The organism is Streptomyces sp. GQ60 (assembly GCF_059758875.1).
In genome coordinates, this window is sequence record NZ_JCAXEG010000016.1 from 62,135 (window position 1) to 79,839 (window position 17,705).

At 71.1% G+C, this 17,705-nt stretch carries 15 protein-coding genes; 6 read left to right on the forward strand and 9 right to left on the reverse strand.

The annotated features are described in order from the left end of the window. Nucleotides 1–17: 17 nt before the first annotated feature. The 6 genes from rsgA to AC6CKD_RS30260 form a co-directional block, all read right to left on the reverse strand. Complete coding sequence (rsgA, locus tag AC6CKD_RS30235) at nucleotides 18–1,061, reverse strand: ribosome small subunit-dependent GTPase A (protein ID WP_498331695.1); 1,044 nt, start codon at nucleotides 1,059–1,061, stop codon at nucleotides 18–20. After that, nucleotides 1,054–1,728 carry a 2OG-Fe(II) oxygenase gene (locus AC6CKD_RS30240; RefSeq protein ID WP_498331696.1) on the reverse strand — a complete coding sequence of 225 codons (675 nt, stop codon included), beginning with the start codon at nucleotides 1,726–1,728 and terminating at the stop codon, nucleotides 1,054–1,056. Before AC6CKD_RS30240 ends, rsgA begins: the two co-directional genes overlap by 8 nt. After that, on the reverse strand, nucleotides 1,725–3,017 hold the full coding sequence (locus AC6CKD_RS30245) for an MFS transporter (RefSeq protein WP_498331698.1): 1,293 nt from the start codon (nucleotides 3,015–3,017) through the stop codon (nucleotides 1,725–1,727). The genes AC6CKD_RS30240 and AC6CKD_RS30245 overlap by 4 nt, the downstream gene beginning before the upstream one ends. Nucleotides 3,018–3,019: 2 nt before the next feature. After that, a complete protein-coding gene (locus tag AC6CKD_RS30250) occupies nucleotides 3,020–4,117 on the reverse strand; it encodes a JmjC domain-containing protein (protein ID WP_498331700.1) in 1,098 nt (365 codons plus the stop codon). Beyond that, a complete protein-coding gene (locus tag AC6CKD_RS30255; protein WP_498331702.1) occupies nucleotides 4,114–5,394 on the reverse strand; it encodes a cupin domain-containing protein in 1,281 nt (426 codons plus the stop codon). Before AC6CKD_RS30255 ends, AC6CKD_RS30250 begins: the two co-directional genes overlap by 4 nt. Before the next feature lie 385 nt (nucleotides 5,395–5,779). Then, the gene (locus tag AC6CKD_RS30260) at nucleotides 5,780–6,853 is read right to left on the reverse strand and encodes a hypothetical protein (protein WP_498331704.1); all 1,074 of its coding nucleotides are present in this window, start codon (nucleotides 6,851–6,853) and stop codon (nucleotides 5,780–5,782) included. A 134-nt stretch (nucleotides 6,854–6,987) separates the two neighbouring features. Here AC6CKD_RS30260 and AC6CKD_RS30265 point away from each other — a divergent pair, with 134 nt between their 5' ends. The 4 genes from AC6CKD_RS30265 (at nucleotide 6,988) to AC6CKD_RS30280 (ending at nucleotide 11,073) form a co-directional block, all read left to right on the forward strand. Next, entirely contained in the window at nucleotides 6,988–7,263 is a 276-nt protein-coding gene (locus AC6CKD_RS30265) for a hypothetical protein (RefSeq protein ID WP_498331706.1), read from the forward strand. Between the two features lie 282 nt (nucleotides 7,264–7,545). Continuing rightward, nucleotides 7,546–8,706: a ParA family protein gene (locus tag AC6CKD_RS30270; RefSeq protein ID WP_498331707.1), complete on the forward strand. Its 1,161-nt coding sequence runs from the start codon at nucleotides 7,546–7,548 to the stop codon at nucleotides 8,704–8,706. Continuing rightward, entirely contained in the window at nucleotides 8,703–9,950 is a 1,248-nt protein-coding gene (locus tag AC6CKD_RS30275) for a ParB/RepB/Spo0J family partition protein (protein ID WP_498331709.1), read from the forward strand. Before AC6CKD_RS30270 ends, AC6CKD_RS30275 begins: the two co-directional genes overlap by 4 nt. A gap of 259 nt (nucleotides 9,951–10,209) precedes the next feature. Continuing rightward, the gene (locus AC6CKD_RS30280; protein ID WP_498331711.1) at nucleotides 10,210–11,073 is read left to right on the forward strand and encodes a DUF6008 family protein; all 864 of its coding nucleotides are present in this window, start codon (nucleotides 10,210–10,212) and stop codon (nucleotides 11,071–11,073) included. A gap of 23 nt (nucleotides 11,074–11,096) precedes the next feature. Here AC6CKD_RS30280 and AC6CKD_RS30285 read toward each other — a convergent pair whose 3' ends face one another. Both AC6CKD_RS30285 and AC6CKD_RS30290 read right to left on the reverse strand, forming a co-directional pair. Continuing rightward, nucleotides 11,097–12,773, reverse strand: coding sequence for a hypothetical protein (locus AC6CKD_RS30285; RefSeq protein WP_498331713.1), 1,677 nt, complete (start codon nucleotides 12,771–12,773; stop codon nucleotides 11,097–11,099). Nucleotides 12,774–13,288: 515 nt separating this feature from the next. Continuing rightward, nucleotides 13,289–14,233: a ScbA/BarX family gamma-butyrolactone biosynthesis protein gene (locus AC6CKD_RS30290; protein WP_498331715.1), complete on the reverse strand. Its 945-nt coding sequence runs from the start codon at nucleotides 14,231–14,233 to the stop codon at nucleotides 13,289–13,291. Between the two features lie 115 nt (nucleotides 14,234–14,348). Here AC6CKD_RS30290 and AC6CKD_RS30295 point away from each other — a divergent pair, with 115 nt between their 5' ends. Continuing rightward, nucleotides 14,349–14,975, forward strand: coding sequence for a ScbR family autoregulator-binding transcription factor (locus AC6CKD_RS30295; protein WP_498331717.1), 627 nt, complete (start codon nucleotides 14,349–14,351; stop codon nucleotides 14,973–14,975). Between the two features lie 379 nt (nucleotides 14,976–15,354). Here the strand turns inward: AC6CKD_RS30295 and AC6CKD_RS30300 are convergent, their stop codons facing one another. Then, nucleotides 15,355–15,990, reverse strand: coding sequence for a TetR family transcriptional regulator (locus AC6CKD_RS30300; protein ID WP_498331719.1), 636 nt, complete (start codon nucleotides 15,988–15,990; stop codon nucleotides 15,355–15,357). Nucleotides 15,991–16,395: 405 nt separating this feature from the next. Here AC6CKD_RS30300 and AC6CKD_RS30305 point away from each other — a divergent pair, with 405 nt between their 5' ends. After that, the gene (locus AC6CKD_RS30305) at nucleotides 16,396–17,604 is read left to right on the forward strand and encodes an IS701 family transposase (RefSeq protein ID WP_498331720.1); all 1,209 of its coding nucleotides are present in this window, start codon (nucleotides 16,396–16,398) and stop codon (nucleotides 17,602–17,604) included. Nucleotides 17,605–17,705: the final 101 nt, after the last annotated feature.

The window sequence follows — 17,705 nt, forward strand, 5'->3', positions numbered from 1 at the left end:
CCGCCGGGGCCGCCGGTTCAGCCCCGGCGGCCCCGGCGTGCCTGCTTGCTGACGGCCTTCCACTGGCGGCGGATGTCGGCCATGGCGGAGGGGTCCTCGCGGCGTTCCCGGTAGGCGATCTCACCCTGGAGCTTGCGCCAGTTGGCGAGGCGGGCGGACGGCAGGCCGCCGGTGCGGACGGCCTCCTCGACGGCGCAGCCGCCGTCCCCGTCGTGGCCGCAGTCCCCGTACTGGCACCGCCGGGCGTGGGCCGCGAGGTCGGCGAACACGTCGTCGACGGACTCCCGGCTCGCGGCGACCTCGAGGGAGCGGATGCCGGGGATGTCGAGGAGGACTCCGCCGGAGGCGAGGAGGTGGAGGCGGCGGGTGGTGGTGGTGTGGCGGCCGCCCGCGCGGCCGACCCCGGTGACCGCCTCGTGGGTGCCTTCGAGTGCGTTGAGCAGCGAGGTCTTGCCCGCGCCGGAGGGGCCGAGCATGACGGCGGTGGTGCCGGGACCGAGCCAGGTGCGCAGGGTGTCGAGGCCCTGGCCGGTGTGGACGCTGACGGGCAGTACGGGGACGCCGGGGCTGAGGAGTTCGGCGGCGGCCGCGTCCTCGGCACCCTCGTCACGGGTCCGGTCGCTCTTGGACAGGACGAGCACCGGCTGGGCTCCGCTCTCCCAGCCCATGACGGAGAGGCGCTCCACCATCTTGGCGTTGAGGCCGCCCTCGAGCGGGACGACCATCAGGACGGTGTCGATGTTGGCCGCCATGACCTGGTGCCCGCTGCCGGCGGAGCCCGCGCGGCTCAGGACGGCCCGGCGGGTGGCGACGGCGTGGATGCGGCCGTCGGCGCCGAGTTCGACCCAGTCGCCGGCGACGGGGGTGGCGGGCAGCTGGGGCGCGGTGGTCGCGCTGTGCTGGACGAGCCGCCCGTCGGCCGCGGTGAGCAGGACCTCGCACACCGATCCGTGGTTGACGACCACGCGGGCGGGGGCGCCCGGCCCGGTCCAGCGGTCCTCGTCGGCGGAGTTCCAGCCGAGCCGTTCGAGGGCGGCGGGGGCGGTGAGCGTGTCAGTCATGGGTGTTTCCCTCGGTGATGAAGCCGGTCCAGGTCCGGCGCAGCCGGTCGCCGGCGGCGGAGTCGACGCGCTGGACGGCGTGCATGGTGTGGGAGCGGAAGACGACGAGGCGGTTGGGCCGCGGCAGGATCAGCGTGGGGTGGACGGGGCTGTGGACGAGGGCGGCGCCGTCGCCGGCCTCGGCGCGGGACTCCTCGTCGATCAGAGCGAGGGCGCCGCCCCAGCTCGCGTCCCAGTCCTGGTGGGTGAAGTAGACGAACGCGCCCACGCGGCCGGCGCCCGCGTCGTTGTGCCAGCTGAGGCGGGAGCCCGCCGGGTAGCCCCAGGCGCTGAAGCTGAGGGCGAGGCCGTCGTCGTCCTTGCGGGCGGCTACGACGTCCAGGTGCGCGGTGACCTGTTCCTTGACGGCGCGCTGCCAGCGCGGGGCGTCGGCGGCGGTGGTCGCGAGCGGCTGCTTGTCCGAGCCCGCGCGGTAGGCGAAGCCGTCGTAGACCGGGTCGATGGTCGACAGGACGGGCTTCAGGCGCAGGGCGGTGAACTCGGCGGTCACCGCGGCGAAGTCGGCCTGGGGCAGCAGGTCGTCGATGACGACGAAGCGGTCGCCGCGCGAGTGGAGGTGCGCGGCGGCGCCGGTCGCCGGCACGTCGAGGACGGTGGCGAGGTTCATGGGGTTGCCTTCCTTCCCCGGCCGGCCAGACGGGCGGCCGGGAGACCGAGCAGCACGAGGAGGAGGGAGAGCACGAGGAAGACCACGTCGTAGTGGTCGGTGAAGAGGCCGCCGGCGAGCATGCCGAGAGGCACTCCGACGGCGTTGACGAAGTTGTCCACGGAGCCGACGCGCGAGAGGTAGCGCTCGGGGATCTCGCTCTGGTAGGCGGTGTCCCAGACGATGCCGCAGGCGGCGGTCGTCAGGGCGCACAGCACGAACGAGGCCGCGATGACGGCGGTCGGCAGGTGGTCGCGCAGGGTCAGGGTGGTGAACTGCAGGACGGCGCCGAGGGTGACGACGACCGCGGCGGCCCTCCAGGGGTGCTGCTTCGACGCCGAGATCACGGTGAGGGACCCGAGCAGCGAGCCGACGGCGAGGCAGGTCGCGAGGACCGACCAGGCGCCGCCGCCGCCGAGGGACTCGACCGCGATGACGGGGCCGGCGACGGCGGTCAGGCCGATGCCGAGGGAGACGAGGAACCACAGGGCCATGCCGAAGCCGAACCACGGGTACCGGGCCATGACCGCGAGACCGGCGCGGAAACGGGTGTCCTCGCTGTCGGCGGCGTCGGCGGCGTCGGCGGCGTCGGCGGCGTCAAGGACGGTGTCGGGGGCGGGTGCGGTCCGGGCCCGGCGCGCCGGGGTGTGGAGGCGCGACAGCCGCAGCAGCAGGACGAGGTTGACGGCGAAGGACGCGACGTCGAGCCACAGGACCCAGGTGAAGCCGACGGTGGTCATCAGCACGCCGGCGAGGACGGGGCCCAGCAGGAACGCGACGTCGGCGACGAGGGACAGCAGGCCGTTGGCGTCCTGGAGCCGCCCCTCGGGGACGAGTTCGGGTGTCAGGCCGATCTGGGCGGGGACGTAGAGGGCCGTGCCGACGCCGTAGACGGCCGCGGACAGGCACAGGTGCCAGCTCTCGACGGGCAGCAGTCCGGCGAACAGCAGGGCCAGGGCGCCCTGGGCGACGAGGCGCAGCACGTCCGCGCCCATCATCACCTTGATCCGGTCGTACCGGTCGGCGACGCGGCCGCCGGTGGCGACCATGAGGAACCGGGCGCCCCACAGCGAGAGCAGCACCCAGGTGATGCCCGCGGCGGAGCCGGACACCTGGTACGCGGCCAGGGCGAAGGCTACGGGGACGGCCGCGTCACCGATCTTGGAGACGACGTTTCCCGCGAAGAACGTGGCGAAGCGCCGTTCCCGCAGGATCGCGGTCCTGTCCTTGAGTCGGACGGTCGTGGACACGGTCACCCTTCGCAGATGAGGAAGTCGTTGCGCGCGCCGAAGCGGATCAGCTCGCGCAGGTCGGCGGCGGGCAGGTCGCTCTGGGCGGCCAGCTCGTACCAGGTCAGGGCGGAGCCGCGGGCGAGCAGGCTGATCGTGGGTTCCAGGCGGCGGTCGAGCCGGATGCGGCGGCCCATGGTGAGGACCACGAGGCAGTCGTCGGCGGGTCGGATCTTCGGCGGGAAGCGGCTCGCCCACCGGATGCGGGTGCGATCGCCGACCTCGCCGGTCAGGACGGAGGGAAGGGAGACGCCGACGCGGCGGTCGGGCCGCATGGCTAGGCGGGTGGCGAGCCATTCCGGGTCCGGCTCGGCGGGGCTGGTGCCGAGGAGTTCGTGGGCGGCGAGGGCCTCCTCGCGCAGATCGGCGAAGGGCTCGTAGCCGATGGTGAGGTGGACGGTGAGCTCGCCGGTGCCCGAAACGCAGTGGGCGGTGTCGCGCGGCACGGACAGGCACATGCCGGGCTCCAGGACCCGGTCCAGGCTGTCGGGGGCCAGGTCGCGGGAGCGGTCGCCGACGCGCGTGTCGACCTGCCAGTGCTTGCGTCCGAGGAGCTGCAGGATCAGGGCGTCGTGGTCGTCCGAGTGGACGTCGAAGGCGGACGCGTCGCCCGCGGTGATGTAGCAGTTGACCCAGGCTCGTGCGTGGAGCTGGTACTCGACGGCCTCGCACAGCAGCATCACGCGCTCGTCCAGGGCCTCGATGTGGCTGATGACGAGGGTGGCGCCGCGCTCGATCGCACGGTGCAGGTAGGCCGGGACCAGGGTGGTGTGCAGGACCTCGCCGTCGCCGACTCGCGAGCGCATCCAGCGGCTGCGGTCGACCTGGCGGCCCGACTCGACGAGGCGGAAGTTGGAGGCCAGCGCGCCGGGGCGGGCCAGTGCGGACCAGACGCCGGCCAGCAGGGCGACGGCGCCTTCGGCGGGGCCGGCGGCTGGGGACTCGGCCGGGGACTCGGCCGGAGAGTACAGACGGACGCCGGAGGCCGGCGGAAGGGCGTCGGGTCCGCCGAGGGCGCTCAGCAGGTGCTGGGCGTAGGCGAAGCCGTCGAAGCCGCTCACGCCGCCGTCACCGCCCCCAGCAGGTAGAGCCGGCGGGCCAGCGCGGTGCGGCGGGCGGCGTCCAGGTCCGCCGGGAGCTGTTCGGCGAGCCCGGCGAGGGTGAACGGCCGCGTGGAGCGCGTGGCCTGCTCCAGTGCGGTGAAGTCGAGCCCGTCGGGGACGGGCAGGGCACGGCCGCGTACGACGAGGACGGCGCCCGAGGCGGTGCGCGCGGCGGCGACGGCACCGGGATGGGTCCAGCGCAGCAGGAGGCCGTCGGCGGGGCCGTCGGCCGGCAGCGCGGCCGGGTGCGGGCGGCTGAGCCGCCCGGTGGTGCGCAGCCGCAGCCCGCCGAGGGCGAGTTCGTCGGCGATCCGGTCGGCGAGCGGGAGGGTGGCGGCGGAGCCGGCCGCGTCCGCGAACAGGTCCCGGGCCCAGTCGGCGACCTGCCGGCCGGTGGGGTAGTCGGCGAGCGCGGGCGCGTCGAACGCGGCGGCGGAGCGCCACAGGGCCTCGGTGACGATCGAGCGGGCTTTCGCCGGATAAAGGGTGAGACCGAGAAAGGCGGAGGGGCCGAGATTGCGGAACACGTGGTACGTGTCCTTCGGTATGCAGAGGAAATCTCCGGGCTGGAGCACGAAGCGCTCCGCGGTACCGAGGTGCTGATCGATGTCGAAGGTGATGCGCCCGAAGGACGGGCTGGGGGTTATCCCGGAGGCGTCGAAGGGGTTCTCCTGCCAGACCCATACCTCCTTGGGCGAGGGGCCGAGGTGGAAGATGAGCGACGGCTCCGCGTCCTTGTGGATTCCGAACGGGGTCCAGCCCGCGTCGGCCACGAAGGTGTACACGTCGGTTCCGGAGGGGAGTTCGTGGACACCCTCGACGACGATGTCCCGCAGGAGGGCGGCGACCCATTCCGCGAGCGGCAGGTTCCAGGAGGAGACGTCGTTGACGGCCAGGCAGGCCTCGGGGCTGCCGGCGGTACGGGCGAGCCATTCGACGGCGCTCTCACCGGGGGCCAGGGGCGAGTCGATGAACCGCTTCGTCAGCGCGTAGTCGAACGCTCCGGGCCGGAAGGCCCGCAGCCGCAGGTCACCCGGGGTGGTACGGGTGGCTGTGCGGAGGCTGTCGTCGATCAGCCGGCCGATGTGACCGGGATCGGTGACGAGGGCGGGCAGGAAGGACGTCGCGGTGAAGTCCGGGGCCTGCGCGGCCGTGAACGCCTTCCACTTCTCTGCGTCGATGGCCGTCTGACGGACCTGACGGACCTGGTTGATCTGGCTGATCTGGCTGCTCATCAAAGTCACCGCTGTCCGGGAAATCAGGGTAGATAGGCCGACGCGGCCGGTGTCCTCTCGGACGACCGGCCGCGTGACGTAGCGGGCCTCAGTGGCCGACGTCCTGGCGCGGGGAGAACTCGGCGTCGAAGTCGAAGTTGTCGTCCTCGAGGATCTCCATGACCAGGTTCTTCTCGTTCTCCATATGGCCGTTCCTTTGTGTAGGAGGGGGTGCTGGAAGGGTATTCAGCAATGTCTACCGAAGGGGGGCTTCAGTAAGACCGTCAGCGGCTTGTGGCTGCTTTCCGGTTCGTTCTGAGAATGAGCTTGGCATGCCCCTCGGACGGTTGTCATGCTTTTCGTTTGGCAGGGAATTCGCCTGGCAGTTTCGTGTCAGGCGGGACGCTCACAGCAGACCGCGCTGGGCAGCCCGAAGCCCCAGCTGGAAGCGGCTGTGCGTGCCGAAGCGCTCCGACAGGCTGGAGATCATGCGGCGTTCGCTCCGCAGGGAGATGCCGAGCTTGCGGGCCACGGCCTCGTCCGTCAGGCCGTCCGCCAGGAAGCGGAGCAGGGCGCGCTCCTGCGCCGAATAGTCCGTGCCCGCCCCGGAGTCGGCCGTCTCCTGCGCCAGGGGTGTGCCCTCGTCCCACAGGTAGGAGAACAGCGCGCCCAGCCCCGCCAGGGCACCCGGCTCGCGGATGACGGCCGCGCCCTGCCCGCTCTCGTGCGCGGGCGTCGGCAGGACGGCGCACTCCCCCTGGGCGATGCGCATGTGCATGGGCAGCGAGGGAACGGTGCGGATCTCGGCCCCGGCCGCGGCCAGCCTGTTCATCGCCCGGCGCCGCTCCGGGGATCCGGACGTGCTGTCCAGGTGGAGCACCCGTACGCGCAGACCGCGGGCGAGCGGTTCCTCGTAGAGGGAGACGTCGAGGTCCCAAGGGGTGCTCTCCCCGGTGCCGGTGGGGGCGAGGACGCAGAGGTCGGTGGTGGAGTCGAGCACGAACTCCTCCAGGCGCCGGCGCACCGCGTCGGCGCCGGCGAACCGCTCCACCGCACCGGTGGCACTCTCCCGTCCGAGGGCGGCGTAGTCGGCGAGCAGGTCCGCCACCGCCGCGCGTCCGGCGTCCACTTCGAGCTGGGTGCGCCGCAGTTCCTCTTCCCGCCGCGCCAGCAGCGCGGACAGGCCGGCCTGGGGCGGGACCAGGCGCAGGGTGCCGCCGCCGGCGGCGCGTTCCGAGGCGCCGGCCGCATCGGCGACACCGACCGGACCGGCCGCACTGCCCGGATCGGCCGCGTCCGCCGTGCCGGACACCGAGGAGCGCAGCAGCGCGAGGTCCGCGAGGCGGTCCAGGGCGCTCGCCACGGCCGCCCGGCTCGCGCCCAGCGCCCCGGCGAGACGGTCGACCCCCCAGGAGGGGTGTTCCAGCATGAGCCGGTAGACGGACTCCGTCCCCGCGTCGAGTCCCAGTACCCGCAGCATCAGTGTTCCCCCGGAATCGTGTGGATGGGTTCGACGGTCGCGGCGGCGGTCCGCGGGGTCACATCCGTGCCGTGGCACGGATGTGACCCCGCCCCGTCGGTGGATCGGCGGTCCGTCTCCGGCATAGTCGGTGCGTGCACCTCGTCGAGTTCGCCTTCAGCAAGCCGCAGAGCGCCCCGGACGCATCCGTCGACGCGCTGCTGCGCGCGCTGTGGGAGGTGGCCGTGCCCGGTGACGGCCTGGAGCACCTGCGGGTGCACGCCGCCCGCTCCGGCGCGCGGGGTGTGGCCTTCCTCTGCGCACCCGACGCGGCGACCGCGCTCGCGCACTGCCGCGGCGTGTGCCAACGGGCCCTGGAGCGCTCGGCCGAGCTGTCCGGATGGAAGCTGGCGCACCCCGTGCAGCCCTGAGGGACTCCCGAAGGTGCCCGTAGCGCTCCGGCGAGCTGCCCAAGTCCCGCCGTGTGGCGAGGCGTCTCTTGTCACCACTTCATTCTTGGGATAGGCCGACCGCGATGCTTCTTCTGTCGTGCTGAGCGCCCCTTGCCGGGGGTGCGGATGAACAGTCCCGTCACGGGCGGCGAACCGACCGCCGCCCGGGCGGAGTTCTTTATGCCGTGATACCGGGGCAGGCCGGTGGAATGGCCCCCACAGGAATCGATCTTGCGCCGGGGAAGTTAGTAAGGTCGCTTCATGTCGTCTACAGAACCGCACACTGACCGTAAGAAGGTTGTCTCCAAGCTGCCCGGTGCGCTGCGCACGGACCTGAAGGTGCGGGCCGCGGAGCTCACGATCGACATCCAGGACGCCGTGGCCCAGGCCATCACCGACTGGGCGTCCGTCGACGGGACGCTCCCCCAGGTCGATACGGCGAGGGCGGATTCGTTCGCCACCTGGCTGCCGGAGGAGCTGTACAACGGGTTCAAGCGGGACTGCGGACGGCTGGGCATCCCCTACGTCCAGGGGCTCAGCCAAGCGGTGCGGCTGTGGCTGGAGACGCACCCCTCGCCGCGGCGGCGTCCCGCGACCGGCATTCCGCACCGCAAGATCGTCTGCAACCAGAAGGGCGGGGTCGGCAAGACCACCATCTCCGCCGGGATCGGGCAGGCGCTGGCCGAGGAGACAGACCTCGGGGGGCTCGGACTGCGGGTGCTGCTCGTGGACTACGACCCCCAGGGACACCTCACCAAGCAGCTGGGGCTGCCGCAGCTGCCGCACGACGGGGACAGCCTGGCGAAGTTCATGTCCGGTCAGGCCCGCGGTGACATCCGGGACCTGGTGGTCACGGTCGAGGAGCCCCGCTTCGGCAAGCGGCTCGACGTCCTGCCCGCGTGCGCGGACGCCTTCCTCCTCGACATCATGATCGTCCAGGCGCGCAACCGGCAGGCGACGCTGGAGCGCGCGCTGGAGCCGCTGGAGCCGCACTACGACGCGATCATCATCGACTGTCCGCCCAGCCTCGGCATGGCGATGGACGCGGCGATCTACTACGGGCGACGGCGCGACGGTGAGGCGGCGCGGGTGTCCGGGGCGGTGATCACGGTCCTCGCCGAGGACTCGTCCGCGGACGCGTACACGATGCTCATCGAGCAGATCGAGTCCGGGAAGACGGACTGGCGGGTGGAGGTGGACTACCTCGGACTCGTCGTCAACGCCTACGACTCGCGCGACGGTTACGTCGTGACCTCCGCCCTGCAGGCCTGGCGACAGCTCGGCGATCCGCCGGTCATCGGCGTCATCCCCCGCCTGAAGGAGCAGCGGGAGGCCGCCAGGGCCCGGCGGCCGCTGCTCGCCTACGCTCCGCACTCCGAACAGGCGGACATCATGCGCAGCATCGCCAGGGAGATCTCGTGAGCACCGCCCGTGAACGCGTGGGGCCCTCGGCGGCGTTCGGCCAGGCCGCCTCGCCGCGCAGCATCCGCGGCCACCTGATCGACAGCCTCGTCGGCTCCGCGCCGACGGAGATCCCGCTGGACAGGATCACCTACAACCCCGGCAACCCGCGCGAGGTCCTCGACGAGGGGTACATCACCGCCCTCGGCGCCAACATGGGGCAGGTCGGGCAGGTCCAGCCGGCGACGGTGATGACCCGGCTGGCCTTCCTCGTCGCGCACCCCGAGCACCAGGACGACGTGCCGGCGGACGCTGAGTACGTGGTGCTGGACGGGCACTGCCGACTGGCGGCCGCCCGTTCGGCGGGGCTGCCGACGCTGAAGATCACGGTCGACGACTCCGCGGCGGGCACCCCCGAGGACATCCTGGCGGCGGCCCTCAGCGCGAACCACTTCCGCAAGGACCTCACCTATATAGAGGAGGCCCGGGCCCTGGAGGCGCTGATCGCGCACCACGGCAGCGCGGCGGCGGTCGCCGAGTTGCTGGGCGGGAGGATGAACTCGGGGTGGATCTCGCAGCGCCGTGCGCTGCTGGCGCTGCCGGAGGACGTACAGGACCGGGTGGACGCGGGAGAGATCCCGCTGGAGATCGCACGGACCGCGGGGCGCAAGGACCCGGAGGAGCAGCGGGCCTTCATCGAGGCGCGGCTGAGCGAACGGCACGCCGCGCAGGCCGGGAAGGCCAAGGCCAAGCGGGGCCGGGCGGCCGCGGCGGAACGGCGGGCCGCCGGCGGCGACGGCGAGCCGGTGATGTTTTACGGCGTAAGCATCCGGGGTGCCGTGGACGCCGGGTCCGGTGAGTCTTACGGCGTAAGCGACCAGGGCCGTCCGGCCGCCCCCGGTGGGGCCGGGTTTTACGGCGTAAGCAACGGGGGCGGTGCGGCGTTCGAGCCCGAGGGGTTTTACGGCGTAAGCAACCGGGGCGGTGCCGTCGGCGGGCCGGGGGAGTTTTACGGCGTAAGCAACCCGGGTGGTGCCGTCGGCGGGCCGGGGGAGTTTTACGGCGTAAGCAACGTGGGCCGGGAGGGCCCCGAGGAGGACGCGGTTCCCGGCGCGGAGCGGTTCGACGCGGGCACGCCCGACCGGATGCCGTGGTCGGACGGGCACAAGGTCGCGGACCTGGTGCTGGCCAGGATGGGCGAGACGCAGCGGGAGGTCCTCCTGCGGCGCATCATCGAGGCCCGGACGGCGTCCCGGCCCGAATAGCGGCGATCAGCGACGTGGGGCCCACCGCGGAACGTGCGGTGGGCCCCACGTGTGTACGGAGTCGGCGGACCTGGCGAAGTCGTCGCGAGCCTCCGTCCGCGGCCTGCGCGGCAGCCGGAATAGCACTTTGGAAGAAGTCGGACGGTGCTCCGGCTCCTTAGCGTGTTGCTCGCGCGGTACTGGGCGCCCCTGACGGGGGAGCGGTCCCGGCGCGTGCGTCGGTCCGTCCGGTCCGCATCGTCCTGCTGAAGGAGCCTTCATGAACCACCCTCCGGGTATGCCGGGTATGCCAGGAATGGGGGGTATGGCGTCCTCTGTGGACACTGCGGGAGCTGTCCTCTTCATCCTCTGGGCCGTCGCGATGTGGGCGGCCGTCGCCGTCCTGGCGTACGCGAACCGCGGTGCGGTGAAGCCCTGGCTGTACAAGTCGTCGGTCGGCCTGATCGGCCTCGGGGTCGTGGGCCAGCTCGGTCACTTCCAGGAGCACGTCTCGCAGGCCGGCTACTGGGTCATGCACCCGCTGTCCCCGGCGTGGATGACTCCGTGGGCCAACAGCCTGTCCCGGGGCATGGGCCAGGTCGACATGACCAAGCCCTCCCTCGGCATGGAGATCCTGCACCTCACCGGTAACTTCATCTTCCTCGCCGGCCTCGTCGGCATCGTGCTGATCACCAAGCGGGCGACGGGTCGGCTGCAGTCCCGCAAGTGGGCCAAGATGGGCGTCTGGATGCAGGGCATCCACGGCCTCGAGCACGTCGTCCTCACCCTGTCCGTCGCGCTCGGAGCGAGCCGTGCCATCGGCCTGTCGACCTGGTTCGGCGCGATCCCGCCCGGGCCGGCACTGACCACGTACCGCGTGTGGTGGCACTTCGTCGCCAACCTGATCGGCACCGGCATCCTCGCGGTGTCGCTGTACCACCTGTGGCGCGAGAAGCGGGCGGTCAAGGCCGGGTACCAGGCCGACCTCACGGATGGGGCCGGTACGGCCGCCCCCGTGACCGCGTCGGCAGCCGGCCTGACCGCCGAGACCACCGAGACCGCCGAGACGTGCCCCGCGGGTCACGGGGCCCCGGAAGCCAACACCGACACCGCCGAACCGGCCCTGGCCGGACGCAGCGGGTAGCGGACTCGCCCGATGGCCGGGCATCAAAGGTGCCCGGCCCGCTCGGACAGCCAGTTCTGGGGGGTGAACCGGTGGCGCTGGCGCGGGATGGTGCGTTCCGGGGTGCCCGTCTCGCAGCGCCAGCACAATCCGTGCAGCGAAGCGGCCCGAGTGCACTGGCCGTCCTTGCCCCGGCAGCGGTGCTCCGGCGCCACGGAGGCGGCCGGATCGGCCGGACCAGCCGGACCAGCCGGACCAGCCGGATCGGTCGGGGGGAGGTCCGGCGCGGGGAGGCGAGCGCTGGTCCGTGCCTCGGCACAGTCCGCGCACTCGCCCTCGTTTCCGGGGCGGTGCGGGCGGTCGCACGAGGGGCAGCAAGCCCGCGGGGGAGCCGCGGGGCGGGCTCCCGAAGGGGGCTCGTCGAGCAGGTTGCGCGACCGCAGGAAGCGGATCTCGGCGCAGGCCGTGCAGGCCTGGCCGGTGTGCCACACGACGCCCGACTCACAGGCCGGGTCCGCGCAGCCCCAGCGGGGCAGGGCCGCACCGAGCAGCCACCGGCCGGGGTCTTCGATGTCGGACACCATCGTGCCGGCCAGCCTCGCCGTGAGGCGGGTCTGCAGGCGCTCGACGGTCATCCCGTCGGCGAGTTGGTGCTCGATGTCGCGGGCCGCGCGGCGCAGGACGTAGGGCCTCACGTTCTCCAGCAGGAAGCGGACCGGTGCGAGCACGGTGTGCGTCCTCCAACTGAAGTCCACCGGCGCGCCGTCGGCAGCCGTCGAAGGCTTCTTGGCGGCCGGAGCCGCCGGGTTGGCGGGGGCTCGGGATGAACCATCCGCGCGGAGCGCGCTGTCGTCGAGCGGAGCCTCGGGCGCTGCTCCGAGCGCGGCGTCGCGCGTCGCGCCCACTACCTGTACTTCGCCTACGGCGGATGGGGTAGTTGTTTTCTTCTCTTGTCGGTCAGTACTGCGGTCTTCCTTAGACGCGAGGGATCCGTCATCAGCTGGACCACCCGATCCCTCATCAAGTCGACCACTTGGAACCACCTCGGAAGACTGGTGTTCGAGGGGTGACAGGGGTCCGTACTTGTTGACCTGGAAGAGATGGCGGCCCTGGAAGCCGGCGCGCCGGGCGAGAGCCACCCACTTCCTCGACACGAGTTCCTTGACGGCCTTGGCCGCCGATTCGGTGCTTATCGGGGATCCGGCACGGCTGCCGGTGCGGTGGCGGAGGAACGCGGCGAGGCCGCGCACGGTCAGCGGGATCTTCTGGACGACCGCGAAGGCGATCAGGCCGTAGGCGCGCAGCAGCCGGGGCGGGAGGCACTCGCTGGCATAGACGGGGATCCAGACGAAACGTTCCCGGGGCCCGGGTGTCCGTACGCGACGCCGCGCCGTCGTGCCCCGGCCGCTGGGCAGGGTCCGGCGGGTGTTCTCGGACAGTTCGACGACGCCGTCCGGGGCGGGGTTGGCGAGTTCGCGCAGCGAGCGCTCCACGGTGGCCTTGGAGAGCCCGGTGTAGCCGGCGATCTTCTCCACCGAGGCCGTGCAGCCCTCGGGGCGCATGCCCAGACCAGCGATTTTGAGGTACACGTTGAGGGTCGCGTCGGAGTAGTACTCCGACTCCAGGATCCGCATCGGCGTCTTCGCGCGGGTCCTCAGGAAGGGCGGAATCAGGGCGGAGCCCGTGCTTCCGACCAGCCCGGCCAGGTGTGAATCAGCCACCGATGGCCCTCGTGGGGCGACATCCGGACAGGTTTCTTCGGCGGGGGACTGGAAATTCCGTGCAGTTTGGTCCATGATTCTGGGGTCTCTAGTCGTCCATGATTCTGGGGTCTCTGGTCATCGACCTGGGGTCTCTGGTCATCGATGTGGGGTCTCTGGTCATCGAGTTGCAGTCACTGATCTCTAGTCACTGATCTCTAGTCACTGAGTTGCAGTCATTTCTCGTGGTCACCCGCTGGTCACCTAGTCACCTCTGGTCGTCTAGTCATCTCGTATTGATCTCGTAGTCATCGAGTTGCAGTGATCGAGTCGAGTCGCTATAAGCGCCGACGGGCTTGAGACGGAAGTCCTGTTGCGTGGGGGTTGAGCCCACTGCGGCAGGTGATAGCAGGTTGGTTGGTCGTGACCCCGGTGTTGGCGCACCGGGTTCGATCATTCCTAGCGAACGTATGCCGACTGGTCGTCGGGTGTTTTGATCCCCCTACACAGCGGTTGAGCCTCCGTCACAACTCCGGTCAGACCGACGACATGTCGGTCATCTCCGTTGTCGCCGTGAAGGCGAACGTACCGTTCTGGAGACCGTTCACGCGCACACTGCGTCGCGTTCCACTCTCAGGGGACGACACGGCCTCGGCTTCGACCCAGCACGGAGCGTCGAATTCCACATAGCGGTTGAACGACACGTCCATCGAAGTGGGCATCATCGTGTCGAGCGAGGGGTCCAGCGCGTGCCCGGCCTGTCGGACCGACTCCAACAGGAGCATCCCCGGGACGTGGTCCAGGGGGTGGTCGAACAGGATCGGATGCGCGGTGTCCACGCGCAACTGCCAGCGCCCGCGCTCCTGAGTGGGCGCGAGCACGATGTCCCTGCGCCGGCGGCCCGCCACGGCCTGCGAGACCGGGTCCGGGGGCATCGGCGCCGACTCGGACAGCCGCGCGGCGTCCGCGCGCCCCATGCGCAGGCGCTGGTACACCGCGGGGGAGTGGTTGGTGAAGCGCGTGCTCGACACGGCCAGGAGCGAGTTGTCGCGAACGGCCTCGATGTGCATGGTCATCGACGAGGGCAGCGCACGGTGGGTGCGGATGTCGGAGAATGTCACCTGCAGGGTGATGTCGGCGGGCTTCGAGGCGACGCGCATGGCCTGCGGGTTCAGCGCGTACTGCATGCGGGACCAGCCGATGTGGTGCCCGAACGGGAGGCCGTACTCCGTGTGCGAGAGCAGCATCCCGCTCTGGCGGATCGTTTCGCACAGGAGCATCGGGTCGTGCATGCCGTGTTCCGGCGTGTAGAAGCTGTGGCTCCGCGGCCACTGGGCGCTGATCGTGAAGGCGTCCTTCCCCGTCCTGGTCCACCCGGTCAGGAACACCTCGGACACGGCAGCTCTGTGTACGTACTCCCTGGCAACGGTGCTGGTCAGGTCCGGCTGCGCTATGAGACGACGTTCTGGTGTTGTGAGCATGCCTCTCCCCTGTCGGCGTGCGTATGTGTGACGGCCCGGCGGACTACCAGACACGCGGGCCGACCTGTAAAATAAGGGCGTTCGTTTTTTTTGTCGAGAGGGAGCGGGGCACCTGATGAACGAGCCGCGCCAGCAACGGGCCGTAAAGACCCGGGAATCCATCATCTACGCGGCCGCCACGATCTTCGATGAGAGCGGGTACAGCGGCGCCAGCATCAGCAGGATCATGGAGGAAGCCGGGGTCACCCAAGGCGGGATGTACTTCCATTTCAAGTCAAAGCAGGACCTTGCCAATGTTGTGATGGCCAAGCAGCAGGAGTTCGTCGCCTTCCCGGTCGGTGAGCCGGGCCTGCAGCGGCTGATCGACCTGACGTTCTTCATGGCGCACGCCTTGCAGACCAACGTGCTGGTGCGGGCCAGTGTCCGGCTCGCCGTCGAGCAGGGAGAGTTCGGGAAGCCCGACGCCACGGCCTACCACGAGTGGGTGGAGCAGCTCAGCTTCTTCATGTTCGCGGCGCGGGAACGCGGCGAACTCCTCGACGACGTCGATGAGCGTGAGTTCGCCACCCTGCTGACCGGGGCCTTCACCGGAGTGCAGATCTACTCCAACATCGCCACGGGCCGGGTGGATCTCACCGACCGCCTGATCGCCATGTGGAAGTACACGCTGCCCGCGCTGGCCCCCGCGCACGTGCGGGCGGGCCTGGTGCTGCGGCCGTACGCCCAGTCGCAGGCCGCGTGACCCCGCGCACGGTGGCGCTCGGCGCCACCGGCCCGGCGGATCGGCGGTGCCGGCTGAAGTTACCCGGATCCGGGCCGAGTTGTGGTCCGGATCCGCAGGGGCCCGTGAACGGCGCTGTGGCGCCGTCTGCGGCCCCCGCCGCCCCGCACCGGGGGAATCCCGCCAGGGACGGGCACACATGCGTCTGCCCGCCGTCCTCCCAGTGAGCAGGGGCTCCAGGGAAGGCGGCGGGCAGACGGTTGTGCCGGACACCCGGCAGCGTGCTGGTAGTCACGGTGCCGGGGCCCTCTGGTTGCGTTCAGGCGGGGCCGCAGGTGCTCCGCGCTGAACGCGGCCGCACCAGGCCGACGGGGGACGACCGGTGGTGCGGCAGCTCGGGTCAGACCGAAGGGCGGGGCTCGGGAACGGTCGCCGGGGCGTCCGTCGCACCGTTGGCCGAAACGCCTACCAGGGCGAGATGCCAGAGCCGTTTGAGCTGGCCCACGGCACTCTCGTACGCGCGCTCCGTCCCCATCCTGAGGCGGAGGTAGGCCTCCGCCCCGCCGAGCAGGTACTCGACCAGCGCCGTGACGTCCGCCGGCAGGGCGTCGTCGCGAAGTTGGCCATTTTCGTATGCCCGGTCCAGAAGTTGACGGACCGTGGGAAGCCACAGATCCGACCAGGACGGACTGCCCGGGCGCTCGCGGGAGAGCCGGATGGCGGAGCGAACGGCGGTCTCCTCCTCCATCAGCCGCGTCAGCTCCAGGCTGAGGTCGACCACCCCGCGCAGCGCGGGGACCGGCCCCGCGGCAATCTGCTCCAGCGCCGCGACGGTCATCGCCCGTCCCTCGTCGAACACCGCGTCGGCGAGTTCGTTCTTGGACGAGAAGTGGAAGGTGACGGCGCCGATGGAGATGTTGGCGACTTTGCTGATCCGCGCAAGCGACGTGCCGTCGTACCCGTCGCGGTCGAACTCCGCCGCGGCTGCCCGGACCAGGGCGGAACGCGTGCGCACCGCCCGCTCCTGCTTCACCATGCTGTCTCCCTTGGAGCACTCGCTGCCGGGCGCAAGAGGGGCGTGGTTCCGTGCCGTAGGTGCACTGATCCGGATTTTTTTTCTGAGTCTGTCTTCACGTTAGGGAACCATCCTTCGATGCCTGCGGGGCACCGCGCAAGGCGGAGTTGCCGAAGATGTCCGCGGAATCGATTGGGTCTCGAGTGTCGCTCTGGCAAGGGGATCGACGGCTTCTGCGCCGTCCGTGCGGCCCCCGCCGCGATCCCCGTCGGTGGGGCCGCGGCTGTGCTGCGGTGAACGCCGGGCAGAGGCGCCCGACTTGGCGAAGTGGTTCAACAACTCTCCTGAGTGGGAAAAAAAACAGGACGTTCGCTATTGTTTCATGGTGATCGCCGGCCGTCGGCAGACACTAGGAGGGAACCCGCCATGGTCATGCACGCCTTGATGAGCTCGAAGGTCTCGATGCCGGCGTTCACCGAGCGGGTCTTCGAGTGCCTGCCGCGGATGGACCAGCGCCGCTGGGCCCAGATGTACGTGCAGAGCCTGCTCACGACGCCGGGCAAGAAGTCCGTGCGCCGGCTCGCCGCGGCGGTCACGGACTCGCCGACCGCGTCCCAGTCGCTGCACCAGTTCGTCAACGCGAGTCCCTGGGACTGGGCACCGGTCCGCAGCGAGCTGACCCGCTGGACCGAGCAGGAGGCGACCCCGCGCGCCTGGCTCCTCGACCTCGCGGTGCTGCGCAAGCGCGGCGAGCACTCCTGCGGCGTCCACCGCCGCTTCGTCCCCTCGACCGGACGCTCCGTCACCTGTCAGGTGGGCGTCGGCGGATTCCTGGCCACCTCCGACGGTGCCGTTCCCGTCGACTGGAGGCTGCTGCTGCCCGGCTCGTGGACCAAGGACCCCGAGCGCCGCCAGCGCACCCGGATCCCCGAGGACGCCGGCCAGCGCTCGCTCGAACAGCACGCCCTCGACGTCGTGGACACCATGGCGGGTGCCAGCCGCACCGCGCCCGTGCCGGTGGTGGCCGACCTGGGGGAGTCGGCCGGCGCCGCCCGGCTCGTACGGGGGCTCTCCCAGCGCGGCCGTGACTTCGTCGTCTCCGTCCCCGGCAGCCTGCAGGTCCTGGCGGGCCGACACCTGCGGCTGCACCGGACCGAGGCGGGGGACGGCAACGGCACGCTGATCTCCGCCCGCAGCCTCTTCGAGTTCGACGCGGCCGGGCTGACCCGGATCGAGACGGTCGGCCCGTGGGGCGGTGGGCCGGGGCGCCACCACACCGTCATGTCGAGCTTCGTCCGGCTGCCCGATCCCGCGTCCAACGGGATGCAGGTGCAGCGCACTTACCGGCTGTTCGCCGTCCGCTCCGAGCGCGGGCGCCAGCCCGTCAAGCTGTGGCTGACCAACCTCACGCAGGCCCGGACGGACGAGGTCCTGGCGCTGACGGGCCTGCTGGACCGCAGCGCCGAGACCGTGCGCGAGCTGGAGGAGGACTTCGGCCTCCTCGACTTCGAGGGCCGCTCGTTCCCGGGCTGGCACCACCACATGACGCTGGTGTCGGCCGCCTACGCCTACCGCAGCCTCGGCCGCCCGGGCGGTGGCGGTGGGGAACCGCAACCGCTGCTGCAGGCGGCCTGAGCCTTCCGCCGCTTTCCGGGGTGCCCTCCTGGCCCCGGGAGGCGGCTCCCCTTTTGTCACGTCGGTCCTTTCACGAAACTCGTTGCGTGCATAGAGTGAGC

Excerpts from the sequence above, each read along its gene's own strand:
- rsgA (WP_498331695.1), bottom strand. The coding sequence starts at position 1,061 with ATGACTGACACGCTCACCGCCCCCGCCGCCCTCGAACGGCTCGGCTGG.
- AC6CKD_RS30240 (WP_498331696.1), bottom strand. The coding sequence starts at position 1,728 with ATGAACCTCGCCACCGTCCTCGACGTGCCGGCGACCGGCGCCGCCGCG.
- AC6CKD_RS30255 (WP_498331702.1), bottom strand. The coding sequence starts at position 5,394 with ATGAGCAGCCAGATCAGCCAGATCAACCAGGTCCGTCAGGTCCGTCAG.
- AC6CKD_RS30260 (WP_498331704.1), bottom strand. The coding sequence starts at position 6,853 with ATGCTGCGGGTACTGGGACTCGACGCGGGGACGGAGTCCGTCTACCGG.
- AC6CKD_RS30270 (WP_498331707.1), top strand. The coding sequence starts at position 7,546 with ATGTCGTCTACAGAACCGCACACTGACCGTAAGAAGGTTGTCTCCAAG.
- AC6CKD_RS30280 (WP_498331711.1), top strand. The coding sequence starts at position 10,210 with ATGAACCACCCTCCGGGTATGCCGGGTATGCCAGGAATGGGGGGTATG.
- AC6CKD_RS30290 (WP_498331715.1), bottom strand. The coding sequence starts at position 14,233 with ATGCTCACAACACCAGAACGTCGTCTCATAGCGCAGCCGGACCTGACC.
- AC6CKD_RS30295 (WP_498331717.1), top strand. The coding sequence starts at position 14,349 with ATGAACGAGCCGCGCCAGCAACGGGCCGTAAAGACCCGGGAATCCATC.
- AC6CKD_RS30300 (WP_498331719.1), bottom strand. The coding sequence starts at position 15,990 with ATGGTGAAGCAGGAGCGGGCGGTGCGCACGCGTTCCGCCCTGGTCCGG.
- AC6CKD_RS30305 (WP_498331720.1), top strand. The coding sequence starts at position 16,396 with ATGGTCATGCACGCCTTGATGAGCTCGAAGGTCTCGATGCCGGCGTTC.